Here is a 22,550-nt window from a genome sequence, read left to right on the forward strand (position 1 = left end):
TTGAATCAATACTGTAAAAGCCCCGTTGCATCAGATAAACCGGGTAATGGGAGGTTTGTTTAAGAACCTTGTAAAGTATTTCATGTAATTTTAGGGGCTTCTAAATACATTTTTGTGTCAATCCTTTTTTTAACCGGGATCATTATTACCTTCTTTTTGTCCTCTCTTTTGATCACAAAACGAGGCAAAACCAAAGCAGATTATATTTTAACGACATGGCTTTTCGTTTTGGGTATACATCTTAGTCTTTTTTACATGGTACAAACGCAACAGTACCAGGATTGGCCCTACCTGTTGGGTCTTGAAATTCCCTTACCCCTGGTTCACGGTCCGTTATTATTCTTATATACTACAGCTCTAACCAATCAATTTCCCGGGAAAAATTACTGGATATTTCATTTTATTCCTGTTCTGTTCGTATACATATTATTGACGGGGTTTTTATCCAGATCTGCCACAGACAAAATCTGGGTATATCAAAATGAGGGGGAGGGGTATGAGCAGGCGGCAAGGTGGATATTCGCAGGCATCATTCTATCCGGATTAAGCTATATAGGTGTTTCGCTGTATTATTTAAAAAGGCATAGGCGAAATATTCTTAATGTTTTCGCAGATACAGAAAAGATCAATTTAAACTGGCTGTACTATCTTATAATAGGCATTACAGTTATTTGGGTAGTAGTCATTTGGGGCGATGACAGCCTGATTTATACAGTTGTTGTCTTTTTTATTTTGTTTATTGGCTATTTTGGCATCAAACAGGTGGGTATATTGAACAATGCTATGTTTGTAACATCAATTCCTCCCAACGATAATGAAGCTGTTTTTTTGCCCAGGGACCTGGCCACACAACCGGAACCGGAAGTTGTGAAATATCAGAAATCACGCTTAACAAAATCAGCTATTGAAAAAATACATCGTGCGTTGCTGGAGCTAATGCAAAAGGAACGTCTTTTTACAGATGTGGAACTGACATTGGGCGCTTTGAGTGGAAGATTAGCAGTGCATCCCAATACGCTTTCGCAGGTGATCAATTCAGCAGAGGGAAAGAATTTTTATGACTATATCAATGCCCTGCGAGTAGAAGCTTTTATCAAAGCTTTAAATAACCCGGAAAACAAAAAATATACGCTTCTTTCGCTGGCCTTCGAATGCGGCTTTAATTCCAAGGCTTCTTTTAACCGCAATTTTAAAAAGCATATAGGTGTTAGCCCCACGGCATACCTAAAAAACACAGCAATGACTATAGAGTAGCGTCTCAAACCTCATTAAAAGGGATCTTTCTTCACAACTTTATGATTTTCAATATATATGTTGTTTTAAAAATAAGGTCTCATTATACAGGATGAGCCGTTTCCATCTTTTGTTTCACTCAGTTTTGCGCTGAACTAAAAACGCAAATTATGATAATCAAACAAAGGGGATTCATGATGTCCATTATAGTACTGCTGGCTTATGGCTGTTCTACCAAAGACAGGTCTATTATTGAACCCGGCAACCTGGTTCCCAAAACTGCAGATGAAGATAGCAGCATACCTTCGATCAGGGTCAATGGTTCGCTGCTGCATTCGGAAGCTTTTGGACCTGAAAATGCACCGCTGGTTGTTGCCATTCATGGCGGACCGGGAGGTGATTACCGCTATCTCCTGAATTGTAAGGATCTGGCCTCCAAAGGTTATCGGATTGCCTTCTATGATCAACGGGGAAGCGGGCTTTCACAAAGATTCCCCCGTAAATCTTTTATTTCCCTGGGAGAGGCCGCCGTGGGTTTGATGTACGATGAATTAAGCGCTGTAATTCGCCATTACAAAAAAAGTCCCCAACAAAAAGTGATATTATTGGGACATTCCTGGGGAGGAATGCTTGCTTCCGGCTATGCAGGGCGAAATCCCGAGTTGGTGGACGGCTTGATCGTATGTGAACCTGGTGGCCTGAAATGGGCGGATGTTGCAGACTATGTAAAAAGGTCCAGATCTTTTAATATATGGGGTGAAGCCCTCAATAATGTTACTTATTTCGACCAGTTTATTACTGCCAAAGAAGATCAGCATGCCATTTTGGATTATAAGATGGCGATGCTTTCGTCGAGGAATGAAATTACCGGCGAAGCAGATTTTGACCCCAGTTTTTCCTGGCGCGATGGTGCGGTCATCTCTGAAGCGCTTTACGAAACAGGTGATAAATACAAAACAGATTTCTCGAAAGGAATCCATCATTTCAATAAGCCCGTTCTTTTCTTCTATAGCGAAAGAAACAAAGCTTACCCAGATAGCTGGGCCGCCAAAATAACAACAGCCTATAACACGGTAGAGCAAATAAAAATAGCCGGCGTAGGTCACGATGGAATCATTACCAATACTAACGCATGGCAACAAATGACGCTGCCAGCAATACTTAACTACCTTAAGAAATTCTAATCGAAACTTATTTTCATGAAATCAACAATTTCCTGCATCATATATGTATGCATCGCCTTATGTATACATCACGCATCAGCTCAAACTATTAACTGGGCCAACCCCGCAAAAGCGCATGTTGTAAATGCTCATATTGGAGCGGACTATGGCGTCGTATATGGGATAGGATACGGATACAAAACGGGTGGAAGCTTTCCGTTGGCGGCTAAACTTGGCTTTTCCGTTCCCTCTGGCAAACAGCTTCCTGATGACTTTGCTGCGCAATATGGCATCGAAATGCAGGTGTTGCAATGGCATGACATGCGCGCCACTGCCGAAGTGCAGGGTATCTACAGGCGGTTCCAAAACGACCTGGTCACGGCCAAAAACTTCGGCGCGAAAATGTCAGTATCGCTGGGGCTGTACAAATCCCGTTGGTTTGCAGCAGCAGAAGCTGGCTTTGATAAAGCCATCGTAACACATTTTCAACATTCTGCCAGCTATGAAGAAGAGTTTCCCCAGGTAAAGAACGGCTGGTACCGTCCGCCCACCGGCGGCAATTTTAACTACGGCATAAGAACCGGGCTTTCTATTAAGAGTAACGTGCTGGCGCTTCGTTTGGGTAGTATAGTAGCCGAGGATTTTAAATCCAGACCTATGTTGCCTTTCTATATACAATTAGGCTATAACTATGAGATACCAACTCCTGCGAAACATTAATGATCTCTGCTGATTATTACTCATAAAATAAGAACTTTGCAGCTTATGTGGGACAGTAAACGTATATTGATAGTGGCGGCAACGAAGATGGAGATCGCTTCGTCTCTGCCTGTATTAAAAAAATGGCATATACCTGTTGCCATTACAGGTGTAGGCGCTGCGCCTTCTGTTTATCATATGGTGAAGGCAATAGTGCAATACCAGCCCTCAGTTATGATACAGGCCGGTATTGCCGGTTGTTTTGACCGGAAATATCTGTTGGGAAAGGTAGTTGCTGTAACAGAAGAGCGCTTTGCTGATTTGGGGGTTGAAGAGCATCAACAATGGAAATCTGTATTTGATATGGGATTTATAGCTCCGGGGCAAAAACCTTTTAAAGAGGGCCGTTTAAAGAATCCGCATAAAAAATTACAAGGCATAGCTGGTATAGAAGCCGTGGCCGGTGTTACCGTAAATGAAGTTACTACGAACAAAAACAGAATCCGTTTGTTAAAAACACAGGGCGCTGTAGTTGAGTCCATGGAAGGTGCTGCATTGCATTATGTAGCGTTGATGGAAAAAATCCCATTCCTGCAAATCCGTTCTTTATCAAATTATGTGGGAGAGCGGGATAAAAGCAAATGGAATTTTAAAGATGCTATTGGCAATTTAAACCAGGAGCTGGTTAGGATAGTTCAGCAGATGATCAGCAATTCCCCTTTATAGAGTACAAAGCTCCTATATTATAAATTTTATATTTTTCGGTTGATATGGTTCTGACAATTGGTTTTTCTCCCTGTCCTAATGATACATTTATTTTTGATGCTCTTGTGAACGGTGGTATTGATACGGGTGATATTACTTTCGACCCGGTATTGGAAGATGTGGAAACTTTAAACCGCTGGGCATTGGAGGGGAAGCTGGATATTACCAAACTGAGCTTTCCGGCCTATTTTAAAGCCGCCGATACATACCGGTTATTGAATGCAGGAAGCGCATTAGGAAAAGGCGTGGGGCCGCTATTGATTACTCATGCTGAGCAAAACTTTTCAAATGATGATGTCAATAAAGCATCAATCGTTTTGCCCGGTGTCAATACAACTGCCAACCTGCTCTTTAGCTTTTCGTTCCCCGATGCCACTAATAAAGCGTTCAGGGTATTCCATGAAATTGAAGATGCGGTAGTAAACAAAGAAGCAGATCTTGGAGTGATTATCCATGAAAACAGGTTTACGTACCAGCAAAAAGGATTGCACAAAGTAGTGGATTTAGGACAGCATTGGGAAGAGAAGATGGGGGTGCCCATTCCCCTGGGAGGAATTGTTATCAAAAAGGCTTTAGGGAATGATCTATATGAGCAGGTGAATCAATTGATCTATCAAAGTTTGCAGCAATCATTTAAAAGTTATCCAACAGTATCAAACTATGTGAAGGAGCATGCGCAGGCGATGAGCGAGGATGTAATGCGCCAGCATATTGAGCTCTATGTAAATGATTATAGCCTCGACCTGGGTGAGAACGGTAAGAAAGCCATCGATGTTTTACAAACGGTATTCGAAAGAAACAATAAACAATAATCGAAGCTTACCTCTTCAACGCTTTTGAATACACTTCGAGGCAGCGTTTACGGGCAAAGTCATGTTCTACAATCGGGGCCGGATAATCCTGGCTTTCCAATTCCGGGACCCATTTCCGGATATATTTCAAATCGCCGTCAAATTTTTTTGTTTGTATATAGGGATTAAATACTCTGAAATAGGGTGCAGCATCGCAACCGCTGCCCGCTGCCCATTGCCATCCACCGTTATTGGAAGCCAGGTCATAATCCAGCAACTTCTTTGCAAAGTAGGCCTCACCCCAGCGCCAGTCAATTAACAGGTGCTTGGTTAAGAAAGATGCAGTGATCATACGCACCCGGTTATGCATAAAGCCGGTTTCATTCAACTCCCGCATACCGGCGTCAACAATAGGATAGCCCGTTTGCCCCTTACACCATGCCTCAAATTCCTTTTCATTATTTCTCCACTGTATTTTGTCATACTCTTTTTTAAAAGAAGTATCTACCACATCGGGGAAATGAAATAAGATCATCTGGTAAAACTCGCGCCAGATCAGCTCTTTCAGATAGGTTTGATTCAATTTCCCGGCTCTGGTTGCCAGCTTACGGATGCTAATTGTACCAAATCGCAAATGTACACTTACCCTTGTAGTGCCTTTAATGCCTGGTATATCGCGCGTTTTGTCATAATCTTTGATAAGACCAGAATCAGGGCTCTCGGGCGGAAACGTGGTGTTGGTACTTTTAAATCCCAGTTTTTGAAGCGAAGGGAACTGCATCCCGCGGCACTTATGGAAATGAGCCCAGTACTTTTTAGTAGGGTAGGGCTTCAGAAAAAACGGGGTAACAAGAGACAGCCATTTGTTGGCATAGGGGGTATAGATAGTGTAGGGTTTCCCGTCATTTTTCAGTACCTCATTTTTTTCAAATATTACCTGGTCTTTAAAGCCTTTTACAGCAGTTCCCTTTTCTTTAAAATAGCTATAGATCGTATTGTCACGTTGCCTTGCATAAGGTTCATAATCCTGGTTCAGGAATATACTTTGAATGTCATAGTCTTTTTCCAGGGTTTTGAAAACAGTTTCCGGCTCGCCATGTCGTATATCTAATGTAGCACCCAGTTGTATAAGCTGCTCCTGTATCTGTTCCAGTGCTTTGTAAATAAATGTAACACGTTGATCGGTCTTGTCTTCCAGTTCATCCAGGATATGGGCGTCGAAAATGAAAACAGGTTGTACCGGGGTGCCGCTTTTTAATGCATGATACAACGCTGCATTGTCTTCAAGGCGAAGATCTCTTCTGAACCAGAATATACTTACGGCTTCTCTTTTCAAAGTAATTGATTTCTCCTGTAATTTTTATTGTTTTTGGCCAAAACTAACTCCCATGAAATTTTTATTCATCTTTTGTGTATTTTATGAACGAAAAATTTCATGTACAGTTGATGGCTAAAGTATACAAAAAGCGAACCTCTTTTAAAAAAGTGATTGGATATATTGCTGATGCAGTTCCCTGGAAAGGTTTCCCTTATAATTGACCTCTTCAATGCTTTTTACCCACCGTATACCACGGATAGCATTTGTTAAAAAGACCTCGTCTGCCCCCAGAAGATCTTCTGTACGACAGGGCGTCTCTGTTACGGTTCCGATCTGGTCAATAAGGAAAGACCGCATCACACCATCTACGCAACCTTCGGTTAATGCGGGTGTATATATGCGATTATCTTTTATCCAGAACAAATTGGCAATAATGGTTTCGCAAATATTTTCACGTTGGTTCCATATAATGCAATCGTTCCATTGGTGCAGTCTGCTGTAGTTAGCTGCAACCGTGTAAAGCAGCGCCGAAGCAGACTTAATATTAGCGTAACTATCACAACTTTTCTTTATTTCACGGAAAAAGCCGGTAACCAGGCCATTTTCATTGAAATGATTATTAGCAGGTTCTAAAGGCCATGCCTCAATGATATATTGAAGTTGATCATCTCCATCAAAGAGGCCCCCGTTGCCATGGGAAAAAGAAAGCCGCACACGGGCTGCATGAACGCATCCGTTCTTTTCACAGAGTTGTATTACCTGAGAAAAGATAGGTGTGATACTGAAATGAGCAGGCCTGGCATATTGTAGTATATCCAGGCTCTTTTCAATTCTTTTTTGATGATAAGTCTCAAAAAGAATAGCGCCTTTCCAAACTTTAAGTGTTTCAAAGAAGCCGTCACCATAACGATAGCTTTTGTTACCTGCCCGTATAATAGGCTCTGATTCGTTTTTATAGGTACCGTTGTGACAGATTTTTCGGGCGGTCAAGTTGTTTGAATTATAAGTTAGGATGTGAAATTAAAGCGTCGCTGACCCATCCCTGCTCAATATCGGGGTAGAAGAAGAGCTGGTGTCTTTACCCAAAGTTCGTTTTTGCCTGCTTACAACAGTGTCAATTATAGTCTTTAGCTCATCGGGTCTTTTTTCGTAGTAGTCCAGTGTCTTATTAAATTGTTCCCTGGTGATATGGTGAATTTTAAAAACTTTGTCAAGCATAACATTATTCAGAGCTGCCCTGTTTTGCTCGGGATATTTATAATAAACGTATCCGTTTAACAGTTCACTGCTTTGGGCTACGTCCCACATCACTTTTTCCATTTTTTCTTTTGGAAGTACACTACCCGAATTGCCGCAGGCTACCAGCGTCACCAGGATTGCAGAAATGTATAAATATCGGTGCATACTAAATACTTAAAGTTTTTGAGTGGTCTATTATCGTATTTATGATGTCTGAAGCTACTGCCGTTTTGCTTTTAGAATCGAATGGTATTTCTGTTCCCCATTTTGTAAATATGGTCACCTTATTAACATCACTACCAAATGTGACTCCATCATTCAGAGAATTCAGTACAATAAAGTCGGCATTTTTGGTCTTTAATTTCTCCAGGGCATTAACTTTTTCATTATTGGTTTCCAATGCAAAACCTAATAATACCTGGCTCTCACTTTTAATAGCGCCCAGGCTTTTGAGAATATCTTTTGTTTTAACGAGTTTCAGCTCTGGTGTCGTTTCCCCCGCTTTTTTTATCTTCTGTTCACTAACCGTCTCCGGTTTATAGTCTGCCACAGCCGCCGCCATTAATGCAATGTCAACCTTTTCAAAATGATCGTGACAGGCTTGATACATTTCATCTGAGGACGTTACTTTAACAACTGTAATGCCTGCATATTCAGCAGGTAATGCAACAGGACCTAAAACCAATATGACTTCAGCGCCCCTGTTCCTGCATTCCTTTGCCAGGGCGATGCCCATTTTGCCTGAAGAATGATTGCCTATAAACCGAACGGGATCAATAGCTTCATGCGTAGGTCCGGCAGTCACCAGTACTTTTTTGCCAGCCAGTGAGCCTGCTTCGGTCTTGAAATAACTATTGAGAAAGGCCATAATGTTTTCAGGTTCTTCCATACGCCCATCACCATACAGTCCGCTGGCTAACTCGCCATGGCCGGGCTGTATGATCCTTACACCATCTTTTTTGAGAAGATCAAGATTTCTATGTGTTGATGGATGATGCCACATATCTTCATCCATTGCGGGAGCAGCGATGACAGGGCAGGTAGCGGATAGGTAAACTGATAATAGCAGGTTGTCACAATGACCGTTAGCCATTTTTGCAAGGGTATTGCAACTTAAAGGGGCTATTAACATGACATCTGCCCATCTTCCTAACTGAACATGATTAGCCCAGGTATTCGCTGCAAATATATCCGTCAACACTTCATTTTTGGAAAGTGTTGATAATACTAACGGGGATACAAAATCTTTGGCAGCGGCTGTCATCACCACTTTAACTTCGGCACCCTGTTTCACCAGCAGGCGAACCAGGTGAATGATCTTATAGGCTGCAATGCTGCCCGAAATGCCAATTAATATTTTTTTGTTTTGTAAGCTCATGGTCTTTGGTTCATAGTTTACGGTTGTAGCTATTGACTATCAACCATCTTCCATGAACTTTTTTTGCAAAAATATTTAAAACAGAAAAACCACAGCCATTTAAAATGTTACTGTGGTTCTAATTTTTTATGCCAGGTATACTAGCTGAAAAGTTCGTCTTCTGCTTTTCTAAAGTATACTTTGTCGTCCAGAAACTCGTAAGTTGCCAGTAAAGCAGGATTGGGCATTCTTTCGTATGCTCTTGAAATTTCAATCTGCTCTTTATTTTCATGAATTTCTTCCAACGAATCGGTATGGCTGGCAAATTCATCCAACTTATTGTGCAACTCTTCTTTAATAGAAATATTCACCTGGTTTGCTCTTTTAGCAATAATGGCGATAGATTCATAAAGATTACCGGTTTTGCTTTTAATGCTTCCCAGGTCTTTGGTTTCCACGTTGCTGGGGATGCCGGCGCTAAGTTGTCGTCTTAACTTGCTCATTATTCGTAAATTTTTGTATTTCTGTATTTGATAAAGAGATGTAGCTTTCTACATCTTTACGGTATTTGCTTTCGGGGAAACGCTCAATAAATTCATTCGCTTCATTGATCACGTCCTGGTAACGTTCTGTTTTCTTTGCGGCTGTTGTAAGCCCCGCTGTACGGAAAAAAGACTTCACCGCCATGTATTTATACTCATCAGCAACAAGAGATTCAGGATAGTTATCCAGTAAAGTAGAAAATGTAACGCCTGCTGCTCTGAATTCGCCAATATTGTAATATAGCATTGCAGACTTATAATCTTTACTCTCCAGTTTTTTTCTTAATTCATCAATATACCGGTTTGCTTCTGTAATGCGAACTGACTGCGGGTGCGTATTTACAAAAGTCTGGAGATTGCTGATCGCTTTATAAGTATTGGACTGGTCCAATTCTGCTTTGGGAGACTGCAGGTAAAAAATGTACGCCCTCATATATTCCATTTCCTCAGCCCGGGGACTGTTAGGGAAACTTTCCAGAAAGGTTTTGAACAGGTTTTCCGCGTTTGCGTAATCCTTTTGATTGAAAGTGGTATAAGCGTATTTGTAGTAAATATCCTGAAACTGAGGTGTTGTTTTGTAATAAGGAATTACATCCTCGTAGATCGTATAGGCCTTCATCCATTTTTTCTTTGCATAGAACTGATCTGCCATTTTAAGCTTAAATGCAGGATCCTTACTCTTCAATATCTTGTTCATGCCGGGGCCGCATGATACTAAAGAAGCTACCAAAAAAACAGCGATTACAAATCTCATAAAGTTTGCAAAGTTAACCATAATAGGGCAAATGTTGCTAAAAAATATGACCCGCCTAACTAGGTGACAGTTAAGGTTTTGGTAAAGAATCGTACCCAACTTACTCAAGCGGGCAAAGTTGCAGGACCGCCCCCTTGATAATCAACTACTTTTTGTTAGTGTCCGCCAGGAAATGATCTAATGCAGTGATCATGCTGGGAGTTTTAGGCTTGGGTGCTATAATTTCAGGGTTAAGTCCCAGCTTAACAGCTTCGGCCTTAGTATTGTCCCCAAAAGTACCTACGACCATCCCGTTTTGTTTGAATTTAGGAAAATTGTCGAACCAGCTTTTTATCCCGGACGGTGTAAAAAAGCATACTATGTCAAAGCTTTTCTCACCCACAGTTTTCTTGATGTCGTTGCTTTGAGAACGATACATAAACGCCAGCTCGAAATCGCAATTATTATTTTTTAACCAATTCACAATATCGCTATCCTGCTGGTTTTCGGAGCAAACATAAAGAAAGCTGAGATTTTCTTTGTGTTTGTTCATTACATCAAACAGGCTTTTATTAGTGCCATCGGCTCCGTAAAAGACTTTACGTTTTCTATACAGAATAAATTTTTGAAGGTATAAGGCTACAGCCTCTGTAATGCAGAAATATTTGGTATCCTGGGATACAGTGATTTTATTCTCCTCGCAGGTGCGGAAAAAATGATCAATAGCATTACGACTTGTAAATATGACACCGGTAAAGCGAACAATATTTATTTTTTGCTGCCTGAAGTCTTTACCGGAAATGGGGACTATACTTATCAGCGGCTCAAAATCAAGTTTCACACCATACTTTTTTTCAAGCTCGAAAAAGGGAGATTTTTCGCTCGAAGGTTTTGGCTGTGTAATGAGTATGCGCTCAATCTTGTCTGTTGCAGACTTGATACCGGATTTTTTCACTTCATTTACCATTAGCGATTCCTAAAATTGGATGCAAAAGTACACTATTATTTTAAAATGGATAATATTCCTTTATAGAGGATGATCGTAGGTAAAATTTCAAATGCTCCTACGTACAAAATGAAGTGAAAAAAACTGATGCTGTTATCTTTCCGGACAATACCAACAGCTGATATATAACGATATAAAATAAATCCTGCAATCAGCAACCAGCTTAAGGTCCAGGCAATCGTGCTTACCGGTTTTCCTGATAAAGCAATCACAATAATCAATGGTAAAATAAGAATGGTAAGTACTTTGTTTACCAGGAAGATCAGGAAGATATAATTATCCGTCAATTTACCGATTCTAAAAACCCAGCCAATAAATTTGAGCACAAAATACTTGCCGAGGTAGATCATGCTTATGGCTATTGTTGTATAAATGAACAGTTGCCATAACGGAAGTTCCAATTGAGACAGGTCTATATTCTTTTGTAGGAAAATGGCCACGTAGAATCCTGCGGTTATAACAAATAGTACATTAAATAAAAGAGAGGGCAGCGAGTTTTGAACTACCTGTTGCTTTAACTGGCGTTGCTTAAGACTTCTTCTGAAAAAAAGGTTCATGAGGTCCGTAAAGTACTTGTCGAAGCTTGCCTTAAAGATCGCGAACAGGAGAAATAAACCCGCAACGATATAAAAATAAACTTCTTTGCCCGGCGCGGCTACTTTAACTGTATATGGTGGATATGCGGCCTTTTTTGTAAAATTATAATAAGGATGGCGGCTAAGGATTTTACGGGATAGCTCTATGCTTTTATGAAGGATGGCATTTTTTTCAGCCGCTATGCTATCTGTCCGGTTAACAGTAAGACTATCGTTACCTTGAGCTGTTGTGTCAGATATCCATGAAATGCAAAAAAATAATACTAAAAAAATCCTGGCCAAAAATAGAGTTTTGCTGCAAAAATAGACCTGTGGGGTTAAAAGTAATTAACGAACCCGAAATGAATTTTTGACTGCCGCAGATTGAATTGTGTATCATTTCTTTTGCCAACGGCCCAGGCCAGGTTAAACAGACCTACTTTGGTTTCAAATGCCATCCCAAGTCCTCCAGACAGATAGGTATAATTGATATTGCTCCCCCTGGCTGCATTCTTTCCCCATCCACCGTCGGCAAAGACGTTAAAATACGAGTTTTCACCAATCAGGTAGCGATACTCCAGCGTTCCGATGCCATATTGTGAGAGGAACTGGCTTTGCTCATCAAAACCCCTGAGCAGCCGGTAACCACCAATTTGAAAGAGTTCATTTCTAAATATATTGGAGCCGGAAATGTAACCGCCGTTAATGGCTGTCTTAATCGTGCTCCTTGCCGCTTTGCCTATAGGGAAATATTTTGCAGCCGCCAGTACAGACCTTACCTGGTAAGATTTCGTTTTAACAGTGTCGTATAAGCTTGCGAAATCAAAATCCGGATCATCGGGGTCTTCCAGGTCTACTATCTGATTGTTAGGCTTAATATTCTTATTGCCTACCGAAGTGTTGAACAGCAGTTCCAGGCCACTCACGGGGTTAAAAATATAATTGGTACTGTTTAGTACATACTCAATCCCGAGATTGGTGATTTTTACATCGGCTTCTTCGGGTAATTTCCTGGTAGCAATAACCGCCGATTCACTGATGTAGTTTAAAATACTACTGAACCGCTGCACATATAATTTTACACGTTGCTGCCGGTTTAGTGCCAGCTGTGCGCCCAGCCGGATGTCGAAGTTTAAAAATGCCGAGTCTCTTTTGAGCATATTAAAGCCAAAGTCAACGCCTAACGGAGATTTAAAAAGATAAGGCTGATCGTAATTCATACTAAGCCGTTGCGAAGCAGCCTGAAGCCGTTGCCAGGTGAGGCCAATCGTTTCTCCGGCTCCAAAGGCATTTTTTAAATTGAGCAATCCTTCTCCGGTTATCAGCATTTTACGGTTAGCAGAGGCGTCGCTATTGGGCAGAAAGCCAATAATGATATTCACCTGGCTGCTTTTCTTCTGTTGCAGAAAAACCTCTATGGTGGCCCCTGTACTTCCCCATATGAGTTGAGGGGGGAATTCTTCTGTTACATAATTGAGTTTCTTTAGTTCGGTACTGATTTGCGCTAGCTTCTCTTTGCTATAGATAGATCCGTTTTTAATTCCTAAAAATTGCTGCAGATATTCATTGCTTATTTTGGCGTTGCCGGTAACTTTTATACTATCAATATGATAAAGAGGCCCGGGGTGAACATTCATCCGTCCGGAAACATCCCGGCCATTTATCTGCAGGCTATCCAGGAAGATGCGGGCAAAAGGATAACCATTGTTTTCCATGTATTCCAGCATGCGCTGTTGAAGTGTAACAATTTTATCAGGGTCGTACTGTTGTTGCGTGAGCTGATCGGGAGTCCAGCCCACCCGGCTTAGCCAGTGCCGGGAGGCTTCGTTGGCGTGCACCGAAGCCCATTGATAAATTTCTCCGAAGAAGATATGAACAGTACTGTGCAGGGAATCGGACTGTACAGAGTCGATTGACGCTGTAATATAGCCTTTTGCCTGCAGAGCAGGAATCAGCTGCTGGATATAACCGGCACATTCATCCCGGTTGATGAATTCTTTTTTAGGCTGAATCACCGTTTGTGCAAATGCACTGTCCCTGTCAACCGGCACAACAGATAAGCTATACCTGTTTTGCCCTTGTGTCAGCAAAATATGTAAAAGCAAAAATGCTGTAAGCAGGTATCGTATCTTTGCAGGTTTCAACGGGAGTAAAAATAGTTGAAAAGTTGAAAGGTATAAAAGTTTACAGGGTATAAACACTACATTCTTGTAAACCTGTAAACCTGTTAACTTATCAACCTAAACATCACATGAGCGGTATTTATATCCATATACCTTTTTGCCGGCAGGCCTGTAATTATTGCAATTTTCATTTTGCTACATCTTTATTAAAGAAGGAAGCCATGTTGGCTGCCCTTAATAAGGAAATTTTAATGGTAGCGGCAGAAAACAACTGGCGGGTGAATACTATTTATTTAGGAGGGGGAACACCCAGTCTTTTGGAAGCAGAAGAGGTGTGGACTATGTTAAATACTATTCGATCTGTGCATCAGGTGGACGGAGGAGCTGAAATAACATTGGAGGCCAACCCGGATGATTTGACAGAGGATAAACTAAGAGGTTGGCGGGAGGCGGGCATTAACCGGTTAAGTATCGGCGTCCAGTCTTTTTTTGAGGAGGATCTGCATTGGATGAACCGGGCTCATAACGCTGTTCAGGCTAAAGAAGGGCTGAAACTGGCATTGCAATATTTTGATAATATTACAATGGACCTGATTTATGGAACTCCGGGTCTCACCCATGAGAAATGGCAACGTAATGTAGAAACAGCGCTCGCATTACAAATCCCTCATTTATCTTGCTATGCATTAACGGTTGAGCCGCGCACACCACTGGATAAGCTAATCAGGATGCATCAAAAGGATGATATAAATCCTGATATCCAATCGGAGCAGTTTTTATTATTGATGGGATGGCTGAGGGCTGCCGGGTATGAGCATTATGAAATATCGAATTTTGCAAAGCCAGGTTTCCGGAGCCGGCATAATTCATCCTATTGGCAGGGGAAACCCTATGTGGGCATTGGTCCGTCTGCACATTCATTTAACGGGGCTGAGCGTAGATGGAATGTTGCTAATAACCAACGATATATCGATGCGATAGATAAAGATACGCTTCCGGTGGAGAAGGAATTACTCACTCCTGTGCAACAGATGAATGAAGCTATTATGATCTCGCTTCGTACCATAGAAGGAGTGGACTTAAATCGCTTTTCTGAGGAGGGCGCTCAACAGGTGCTGAAGGCCGCCCGGAGATATATAGACCGGGGGCTTGTTATCAATGAACCGGGCAGGCTACGCCTCACTGATGAAGGTAAATTGTATGCAGATGGCATTGCAGCTGATCTTTTTTTTGACGTTCAGGCAACGGTTTAAACCGTTGCCTGTATGTAGTATTATATCAACACTTTTTCAATAGCTTCGAAACCTTTGGCAGGTGTAAGCTTATCCCATAATATATTGTAGATGTTTTCTGCAATGGGCATTTCAGCCTTAATTTTTTTATTGATATTGTAGATGCATTTGGCGGCATTATAGCCTTCAGCCACCATGTTTAACTCCAGCTGTGCAGCTTTTACCGAATAGCCTTTGCCGATCATATTGCCAAATGTGCGATTGCGGCTGTATAGGGAATAGCAGGTAACCAATAAATCGCCCAGGTACACAGATGCGGCGTAGTTGGCCGATTTTCCACCTGTAACCAGGTTGGCCTCATGTTCGCCTACCACAATATGTTGGGCTCCAAAAGTTCTTAGAAAAGCAGCCATTTCATCGGCGCAATTGGCAATATAAACGCTTTGAAAATTATCCCCATAGTCCAGCCCATGAGCAATACCCGCGCCCAGGGCATATATATTTTTAAGAACGGCAGCATATTGCACGCCAAGGATATCATCGTTCACCACGGTATTAATGGCAGGTGAAGTGAAATATGCTGCAATTTTTTTTGTCATTTCGATATCGGCACCTGAGAAGGTCAGATATGAAAGTTTTTCCGCTGCTACTTCTTCGGCATGACAGGGGCCTAAAACAGCAAAATAGTTTTGCAGGGGGATGTTAAATTCTTTGGTAAGGTACTCATTCAGCAATATATTCTCTTTGGGGAGAATACCCTTTACCGCCGATAATACCTTTTTGTTTTTCAGATCGCCGGGCTCCAGTTCTGATAATACCCCGGTGGTATACGCGGAGGGTACGGCTATGATAAGCACATTAGCGGCCGCTACCACTTTTTTCAGATCTGTCTCTATTTTTAAATGCTTCGTTTTTAAAACTGCTGAAGTAAGGTAATGAGGGTTGTGTGATCTTTTTTTTATATATGACGCAGATGCGTCATTTCTCACCCACCAATTTACCTTATTACCATTATCTGTAATGATCTTTACCAGCGCAGTAGCCCAGCTGCCGCTTCCTATAACACCAAATTTAATCGCCATGTTTTATAATGTCAGACGGGATCTGAAGGGCAGATAACTAATGTTGCTGTGCTCCGATCCCGGTTATCTTAATTATCTATTTCTTAAATGTATAAAAGCTATTGGCCTGTTGCGTACAGGTTACTACCAGGTCGTTAATACAAACGTGCGGCGGCAATCCGGCGCAGTAAAAAATGATATTGGCAACATCCTGTGCAACTAAAGGTTCAATGCCCTCATACACTTTAGCAGCTTTAGCGTCATCGCCTTTAAAGCGAACATTAGAAAATTCGGTATCCGCGGCACCCGGGTGAATGGCAGTAACCTTTATATTAAACTTCAGCAGCTCTATTCGCATGGCCTGACTCAATGCATTCACTGCATGCTTGGTAGCGCAATACATATTTCCCTGGGCGTACACTTCTTTGCCTGAAATAGAGCCCAGGTTAAAGATATGACCGCTTCCCGCATTGATCATAAAAGGTAAAACGGCCTTGGTCATGTAAGCAAGGCCCTTTAAATTGGTATCTACCATTACATCCCAATCGTCAATACTTGCTTCATCAAAATTATCCCTTCCAACCGCCAATCCGGCATTATTAATGAGGATATCCATCTTTTTCCATTCGTCCGGTAGACTGTTCACTGCAGCCAGTACGTCTGCTTTGTTTCTGATGTCAAAAGATAAAGGCAAGGCTTTTACAGAGAACTCTTCCTGTATTTTGTTACAAAGTAATTCCAATCTTTCTTTGCGGCGACCGGTAACAATTACATCGTAGTTATTAGAAGCAAATTTCAAGGCACAGGCTTCACCGAATCCTGATGTAGCGCCTGTAATTAAAACTATTTTATTCATCTTTTCGCTCATTAATGAGGCGTTAAATATCGGATAAAAAATCTTCAATTGCTTTATTCGCCTCTTGGGGTTCTTCTATCATTCCTAAATGACCTGATTTTTTTAAAATATTGACAGATGAAATGGACGGAATGGAGGCTTGCTCAATTGTTTTATCCAGTGGTATGATCTCATCCTGTTTGCCATAAACAAAGAGAACAGGCACTTTTACTTTCCTGAGTATCTCTACACGATCCGGTCTTTGCATCATCGCTTCGTAATAGCTAATTATTGCTTCTTTACTCATTTCGGGCAGGTGGCTCATGAAGTGTTCGTAGCGTTCTTTGTTATCGGTTTTAGTACTGGCTGCAAACATTTTGGGTGCCGTGGTTTCAAGAAAAGGCGCTGCGCCATGTTTGTCTGTAAATTCGATACCTTTTTGCCTGGTAGCCTTCTTCTCATCGTTATCTGCAATGGCGGTGGAATGAAACAAGCCTAACCCCGATAGCAGCTCAGGATATTTTTCTGCAAATGCCAAAGCGATATACCCTCCCAGGCTGTGCCCTATTATTGCGGCCTGTTCTATTTCTTCCGCCTCCAGTATTTCCTTTACAATTGTGGCTACTCCCTCCATGCTTACATTGCCGGTGAATTCCGATACACCGATGCCCGGAAGATCAGGAGCAATAACCCGGTAGCTTTTCTGCAGGTAATTGATTTGCTCTACCCAGGCAGAGCTGTCTACGCCAAACCCATGCAACAGCACAACCGCATTGCCTTCACCGCCAGCCAGATAACTGATCAGTTTGCCTTCAACGGTTATTGATTTTCTATGCATATTTTTATATTTATAGTGTTAGCAGATTAATTTATCAAGCTGGCACTCCATGCGTTTCTTTTAAAAGCCTCGAACCTGATATCGAACAGGTCATCGCTATCCTGAAGTGTTGGGAAGCTTTCTGCTCTTTATTTTTCGAATTATTGTGAGCAACAATAATGCCGCAGCGAGGCCGCTCATGATCTTCGATAAAATGTCTCCGTGCCTGGTGTAAAAAGTGTCGGTGATATAAGCCGGTACTGTTTGCTTTAACACGCCATCTACATTCCAGCCCAGTTGCTGTATAATGTTGCCAAATGGATCAATAAAGCAGCTGATGCCTGTATTGGCGCTGCGGGCTACCCATTTGCGGCTTTCTATAGCACGCAGCCGGGCATAGTTCATATGCTGTTTATAACCCTGTGTATCACCCCACCAGCCATCGTTGGTAATAATGCAAACCAGGTTCGCCCCCTTACGGTTAAATGCAGCCAGGTAATCGCCATAAATGCTTTCATAGCAAATAGCAGGCGTAACCTGGTAGCTATTATTGCTGGTAGTAAATACATGGGTATTCGTGTCTTTAGCATAGCCTCCGCCGGTACCTCCGAATTTCTCGAAGGCAGGGGCCATAAAGGCTAAAAAGCCGGGTAAGACTTCCACGCCGGGCACCAGTCTTGATTTATGATAGATCTGAGCTTTGCTGCTATCCAGCATCAATGCCGTATTATACATTTCGTAATAACCACCGCCGCCTCTGAAAGACTTTGCAAAACGGCTCACCTTAGCAGAGAATTCCCTGTATCCTTCCAGGCCGGTAAGTAAGTTAATGTTTGGATTTTCTCTAAGGAAAGTCCAAAGCGGTGACAAGAAAAAATCATCTCTCAGCTGGTCTTCGTTTGTTTGCTTAGGTATGGCTGTTTCGGGCCATACTACCAATGCTGTATTAGCATCTATCTCTTTCCTGGATAAATGGATCAGCTTTTGCAATTGTTCCTGCTCTGATCCCGTACCAAACTTTTCATAGGGATCCACATTCGGCTGCACTACCACAACATTGTATTTATTATGCAGTAGCGTCAGGTTATTTTTTATTAGAAAAGAAAAAAGAATAGGAGCGAAAAGCAAAAGCAGCCATGCCGCTATGTTCCTGAAATAACGAGGCGTTCTACCTTCCAGGCTATATAGTTTCAACACATGAAAAATGAGAATATTGCTTAACAGTACCCACAAGCTTCCTCCTGAAGTGCCGGTATATTCATACCACTGTACCCATCCCGGATGTGTAGCAAAAGCATTGCCTAATGTAAGCCAGGGCCAGCTCAGGTCCCAATTGTGATGCAGGTATTCAAAAGCCAGCCAATACGCAACTATGGATAAGCTGCCTGTAAATCCTTTTACATATTTTGTCGTAAAACGATACAGCAGCCAGGGCAGGCACATAATAAGGCTATTGGCAAAGAAAGCGCTTACTCCGCCCACAACGCTGGCCTTAGCCACCCACCAGGTGGTGAGTACGTTCCACAGTACCATGTGGATATACGTGTACCCGAAATACTGTCTCCAGCTTAAGCTGCGTTCTGATAAAAAAAGCATGGGAAGCCAGGCTACAAAAATCAACAGGGTCAGCGGTGAGGTAGGCCATGCCGCCCAAAGCAGTATAGCGCCCAATACAGAAGTCAGTAAGTTTTTTGCCGGTAATTGCATGGCGTAAAACTAAGACAATTGCGCATGAAACCGGCTTTAATAATCAGTTAATCTTCATCAGAAAACGGCTGGTTTGGAATCAATGAATACCCCGAAGAGGTTTATTGAATAGAGGCCGATAAACCGGTGAGCTCTTTGACTTTGCTTTTTAAACTTCCGGTTCCGTAACCGGTCCAGCTTGCCTTTACAATACCATCCGGGGCAATCAGCACGTAGTTAGGAATACCTTCTACGCCGTATCGTGCATAAATACCCCTGTTTTCATTCCCGTCACTCAAATTTTTCCAGGTCATCTTAAAGAGATCTGTAGCTTGCCGCCACATTTTCTTATTATCGCTGCTTAAGCCTACAATAGTGAGGCTGTCTTTAAGTTTTTCATGGAGCTCTTTCATTTCCGGAACCGAGGCATGACAAGGGCCACAGCCGAAGCTCCAAAAATCCAGCAAAATGTATTTACCCTTGAAGTCTGCGAGGTGATAGCTGTTGCCGTCTAAATCTTTCAGCAGGGTGTCGAACATCGGTTCACCCGGTTTTACAATGGCAGGCGGATATAGTACTAACGCAATTTCCTGCCCCTCCACACTGTTTTTGAAATCAGAACTTAGCTGGCTGTAGATCTTTGTAACAGCAGGACGAAAAGTTTCAGCTTTGTTCCATTTGATAGCACTGGCTATACCACTTAGTACTTCCATGCGTGTGGGCGTCATTTTATCTTTTTCCAAAAGGTCCAGGTTGTTTTTCCGTATAGTATATTCGATCTTATCAGAAAGATTGTCTACGGAATCTATTTTAGCTTTCAGGCTTGTTTTTTCTGCCTTTGTAGCATCACTTTTACGGTAATCATTTATCAACTCTGAGCGTTGAACCGACAATTGCTGGTATGCATCCCAATGTTGCTTATTGGAGTTCACAAAATAAAGCCATTCTTTTTGTTCAGGAACATTGCTTTTTACGCTCCAGGTATAGATCAGCTTATTATTACCTTCAACCGCAATGGAGCTCCCGGCACTTGCCCATAGTTTCAGGCTCATAGACGGAAAGCCCTTGCCATCGGCCATTATTGAATATTGTTCCGTTTCTTTTGTACCCGGGAGGTAACTGATGCGGAACCGGCCGTTTACTACGCTATCCTTTGCTACCGTAGTGCCTACATTCCCTTCTTTTTTCATAAAGAAAATACGCGTACCTTCTTCAACGCCTGGTATGTTGCCATTGATAATGATGGAATCCTGGGCATTTGCGATATTCAAAAAAAGAGACAGGGTAGCTGTGGTGATTGCCGATAGTGTCATAAGCATGGAAAAATTTACGGTTGAATATAGTTTTTCACTAAGGTATAACCAAAGAATACATGAACTATCAGACAGCCTGATAAAGAAAACTTAAAATTATGACGAACTCATACTTATACTAATATTTCGTAAATCAATTTTTGATCATTATATCCTTATTAATTTCAATATTTTTCAGGTACTTCCAGCGACGGTTTTGTAGGCGTAAATAAATGGCTGTATGGTGTTGTAATTATACTGATGCGGGTTTAGCAACTGTTCTTCTTTCTCCAATCTGCTGTCTCCACATGGCATAATATAATCCCTTTCTTTCTATCAGCTCTTCATGACTTCCGGTTTCAGCTACTTCGCCCCGTTCGAGCACATAAATGCGATCTGCATGCATGATGGTGCTAAGCCGGTGGGCGATCAGCACGGTGATCTGGCTGCCTTTGGACGATACTTCTCTTATAGTTTGGGTAATTTGTTCTTCGGTAATAGAATCCAATGCTGATGTGGCTTCGTCAAAAATAAGCAGGTGAGGATCTCTTAGCAAAGCCCGGGCAATAGCAATACGCTGCTTTTCGCCGCCGCTAAGCTTTAGGCCGCTTTCGCCAATAATGGTATCTACGCCGTTGCCTGCACGTTCCAGCAAAGCCGTGCAGCTGGCTTTTCGTAAGGCGATCTGTAGCTGCTCTTCAGTAGCTTCCGGGTTTACAAACAACAGGTTCTCGCGTATGGTTCCTGCAAAAAGTTGCGTGTCCTGCGTTACAAAACCGATCTGCCTTCTTAGTTCGTCAAAATCAAGATCATCGCCATTAATGCCATCATAATAAATAGCGCCGTCTTTAGGACGATACAGGCCTACCAGCAGTTTAACCAAAGTGCTTTTACCAGACCCGCTGGGTCCCACAAATGCAATGGTTTCTCCTTTTTTTACATCGAAAGAAATATTTTCAAGCGCCTTGAATTGGGCAGTTTGATGCTGGAACGAAACGTTTTTGAACTCCAGCTCTTCCAGAATGCCCAGCTGCCGCGGATGTAAAGGCTTGGGCTCGCTTTTTTTCAACATCAGGTTATGGAAGTTCTGTAAAGAAGCCTCTGCTTCACGATAAGAAAGTATCACATTGCCTATTTCCTGCATAGGACCAAACAGGAAAAATCCATAAAAGCTAAGGGATAAATACTCTCCAGGTGTAATAGAGTCTTTAAAAATCAGCCAGAGCAGGGTAAATGCAATCACCTGCTGCAAAAAGTTCACCAACGTACCTTGTATGAAACTTAGGGACCGTACGCTTCTTACTTTTTTTAATTCCAGCTTAAGAATTTTAAAGGTATTATTATTAAGACGGTTTACTTCCTGCCCGGTTAATCCCAAACTTTTTACAATTTCAATATTACGCAGGCTTTCGGTAGTGGTTCCGGCAAGGGCAGTGGTCTCTTTTACGATGTTTTTTTGGATGTATTTTATTTTTTTACTCAGCAGACTGGTTACCAGGGCAATGAAAAATATGCCCAGGGCGTAAACCGGCATAATGGTCCAGTGTAGGCGAAAGGCATAGATGGATACAAATACAATGCTCACAATGATCACAAAGAATACATTCACAAAGCTGCTGATAAACTTTTCGGTGTCTGTACGAACCTTGGTTAATATAGATAAAGTCTCACCGCTTCGCTGATCTTCAAAATCCTGGTAGGGGAGTCGCATGGAATGCTTCAGGCCATCGGTAAAAATGGTGGCGCCAAATTTCTGAATCACCACATTCACGAAATAATCCTGGAAGGCTTTGGCAATGCGACTAACCATCGCGGTTCCAATCAATAAAAATAAATAAAAGAATACCCCATGGTAGCCATCGCCGCCCCACAGATAACTGCTTTCTGTACGGGGCAATGTTTTTGCCTTATCATAATGGTGTGGATGATTGGCAAACATATCTAGCAGATTCCCGCTGATCATAGGGGCAAATAATGAAAAGATCTGGTTCACCGCCGCTAAAAACAATGCAAAAGCAACCAGCCATTTATAGGGTTTCAGATAGTGGAGTAGTATACGCATAATAAAATCAGTTCCGTTTGG

General features: G+C 42.0%; 21 protein-coding genes. 6 read left to right on the forward strand and 15 right to left on the reverse strand.

Features of this window, described 5'->3' with window-relative positions; genetic code table 11:
- Positions 1-114: 114 nt before the first annotated feature.
- The 5 genes from U0035_RS18300 to U0035_RS18320 all read left to right on the forward strand — a co-directional run bounded on the left by U0035_RS18300 (position 115) and on the right by U0035_RS18320 (position 4,672).
- Positions 115-1,254, forward strand: a complete 1,140-nt coding sequence (locus U0035_RS18300; RefSeq protein ID WP_211316467.1) for a helix-turn-helix domain-containing protein — start codon at positions 115-117, stop codon at positions 1,252-1,254.
- A 149-nt stretch (positions 1,255-1,403) separates the two neighbouring features.
- On the forward strand, positions 1,404-2,417 hold the full coding sequence (locus U0035_RS18305; protein WP_114791591.1) for an alpha/beta fold hydrolase: 1,014 nt from the start codon (positions 1,404-1,406) through the stop codon (positions 2,415-2,417).
- A 15-nt stretch (positions 2,418-2,432) separates the two neighbouring features.
- Positions 2,433-3,116 (forward strand): hypothetical protein, encoded by a 684-nt coding sequence (locus U0035_RS18310; RefSeq protein WP_114791590.1) that lies wholly within the window; start codon positions 2,433-2,435, stop codon positions 3,114-3,116.
- Positions 3,117-3,161: 45 nt separating this feature from the next.
- Complete coding sequence (mqnB, locus tag U0035_RS18315; protein ID WP_114791589.1) at positions 3,162-3,821, forward strand: futalosine hydrolase; 660 nt, start codon at positions 3,162-3,164, stop codon at positions 3,819-3,821.
- A gap of 44 nt (positions 3,822-3,865) precedes the next feature.
- Positions 3,866-4,672: a 1,4-dihydroxy-6-naphtoate synthase gene (locus U0035_RS18320; protein ID WP_114791588.1), complete on the forward strand. Its 807-nt coding sequence runs from the start codon at positions 3,866-3,868 to the stop codon at positions 4,670-4,672.
- 7 nt (positions 4,673-4,679) lie between these two features.
- Here U0035_RS18320 and U0035_RS18325 read toward each other — a convergent pair whose 3' ends face one another.
- The 9 genes from U0035_RS18325 to U0035_RS18365 all read right to left on the reverse strand — a co-directional run bounded on the left by U0035_RS18325 (position 4,680) and on the right by U0035_RS18365 (position 13,565).
- Entirely contained in the window at positions 4,680-5,987 is a 1,308-nt protein-coding gene (locus U0035_RS18325; protein ID WP_114791587.1) for a cryptochrome/photolyase family protein, read from the reverse strand.
- A gap of 141 nt (positions 5,988-6,128) precedes the next feature.
- Positions 6,129-6,959 carry an aminotransferase class IV gene (locus U0035_RS18330; protein WP_162817919.1) on the reverse strand — a complete coding sequence of 277 codons (831 nt, stop codon included), beginning with the start codon at positions 6,957-6,959 and terminating at the stop codon, positions 6,129-6,131.
- Positions 6,960-6,989: 30 nt separating this feature from the next.
- Complete coding sequence (locus U0035_RS18335; protein ID WP_114791585.1) at positions 6,990-7,373, reverse strand: DUF4296 domain-containing protein; 384 nt, start codon at positions 7,371-7,373, stop codon at positions 6,990-6,992.
- A 1-nt stretch (position 7,374) separates the two neighbouring features.
- Positions 7,375-8,586, reverse strand: a complete 1,212-nt coding sequence (gene coaBC / locus U0035_RS18340) for a bifunctional phosphopantothenoylcysteine decarboxylase/phosphopantothenate--cysteine ligase CoaBC (protein WP_114791584.1) — start codon at positions 8,584-8,586, stop codon at positions 7,375-7,377.
- A gap of 140 nt (positions 8,587-8,726) precedes the next feature.
- Entirely contained in the window at positions 8,727-9,068 is a 342-nt protein-coding gene (locus U0035_RS18345; RefSeq protein ID WP_114791583.1) for a DNA-directed RNA polymerase subunit omega, read from the reverse strand.
- Positions 9,043-9,861, reverse strand: a complete 819-nt coding sequence (locus U0035_RS18350; protein WP_114791762.1) for an outer membrane protein assembly factor BamD — start codon at positions 9,859-9,861, stop codon at positions 9,043-9,045. Before U0035_RS18350 ends, U0035_RS18345 begins: the two co-directional genes overlap by 26 nt.
- Before the next feature lie 145 nt (positions 9,862-10,006).
- A complete protein-coding gene (locus U0035_RS18355) occupies positions 10,007-10,681 on the reverse strand; it encodes a uroporphyrinogen-III synthase (protein ID WP_245957755.1) in 675 nt (224 codons plus the stop codon).
- A gap of 161 nt (positions 10,682-10,842) precedes the next feature.
- Positions 10,843-11,724: a DUF4271 domain-containing protein gene (locus tag U0035_RS18360; protein ID WP_114791581.1), complete on the reverse strand. Its 882-nt coding sequence runs from the start codon at positions 11,722-11,724 to the stop codon at positions 10,843-10,845.
- A gap of 35 nt (positions 11,725-11,759) precedes the next feature.
- On the reverse strand, positions 11,760-13,565 hold the full coding sequence (locus U0035_RS18365; RefSeq protein ID WP_114791580.1) for a POTRA domain-containing protein: 1,806 nt from the start codon (positions 13,563-13,565) through the stop codon (positions 11,760-11,762).
- Between the two features lie 107 nt (positions 13,566-13,672).
- Here U0035_RS18365 and hemW point away from each other — a divergent pair, with 107 nt between their 5' ends.
- Positions 13,673-14,797: a radical SAM family heme chaperone HemW gene (gene hemW / locus U0035_RS18370; RefSeq protein ID WP_114791579.1), complete on the forward strand. Its 1,125-nt coding sequence runs from the start codon at positions 13,673-13,675 to the stop codon at positions 14,795-14,797.
- A 20-nt stretch (positions 14,798-14,817) separates the two neighbouring features.
- Here the strand turns inward: hemW and U0035_RS18375 are convergent, their stop codons facing one another.
- The 6 genes from U0035_RS18375 to U0035_RS18400 form a co-directional block, all read right to left on the reverse strand.
- The gene (locus tag U0035_RS18375) at positions 14,818-15,858 is read right to left on the reverse strand and encodes an NAD(P)H-dependent glycerol-3-phosphate dehydrogenase (protein ID WP_114791578.1); all 1,041 of its coding nucleotides are present in this window, start codon (positions 15,856-15,858) and stop codon (positions 14,818-14,820) included.
- Between the two features lie 76 nt (positions 15,859-15,934).
- Complete coding sequence (locus U0035_RS18380; RefSeq protein WP_114791761.1) at positions 15,935-16,693, reverse strand: SDR family NAD(P)-dependent oxidoreductase; 759 nt, start codon at positions 16,691-16,693, stop codon at positions 15,935-15,937.
- A gap of 22 nt (positions 16,694-16,715) precedes the next feature.
- On the reverse strand, positions 16,716-17,510 hold the full coding sequence (locus U0035_RS18385) for an alpha/beta fold hydrolase (RefSeq protein ID WP_114791577.1): 795 nt from the start codon (positions 17,508-17,510) through the stop codon (positions 16,716-16,718).
- A gap of 96 nt (positions 17,511-17,606) precedes the next feature.
- Positions 17,607-19,196: an apolipoprotein N-acyltransferase gene (gene lnt / locus U0035_RS18390; RefSeq protein ID WP_114791576.1), complete on the reverse strand. Its 1,590-nt coding sequence runs from the start codon at positions 19,194-19,196 to the stop codon at positions 17,607-17,609.
- Positions 19,197-19,297: 101 nt separating this feature from the next.
- Positions 19,298-20,488: a TlpA family protein disulfide reductase gene (locus U0035_RS18395; protein WP_162817918.1), complete on the reverse strand. Its 1,191-nt coding sequence runs from the start codon at positions 20,486-20,488 to the stop codon at positions 19,298-19,300.
- 232 nt (positions 20,489-20,720) lie between these two features.
- Positions 20,721-22,529: an ABC transporter ATP-binding protein gene (locus tag U0035_RS18400; RefSeq protein ID WP_114791574.1), complete on the reverse strand. Its 1,809-nt coding sequence runs from the start codon at positions 22,527-22,529 to the stop codon at positions 20,721-20,723.
- Between the last annotated feature and the right edge of the window lie 21 nt (positions 22,530-22,550).

This window comes from Niabella yanshanensis, from assembly GCF_034424215.1.
In the GTDB taxonomy this organism is placed as follows: Bacteria; Bacteroidota; Bacteroidia; order Chitinophagales; family Chitinophagaceae; genus Niabella; species Niabella yanshanensis.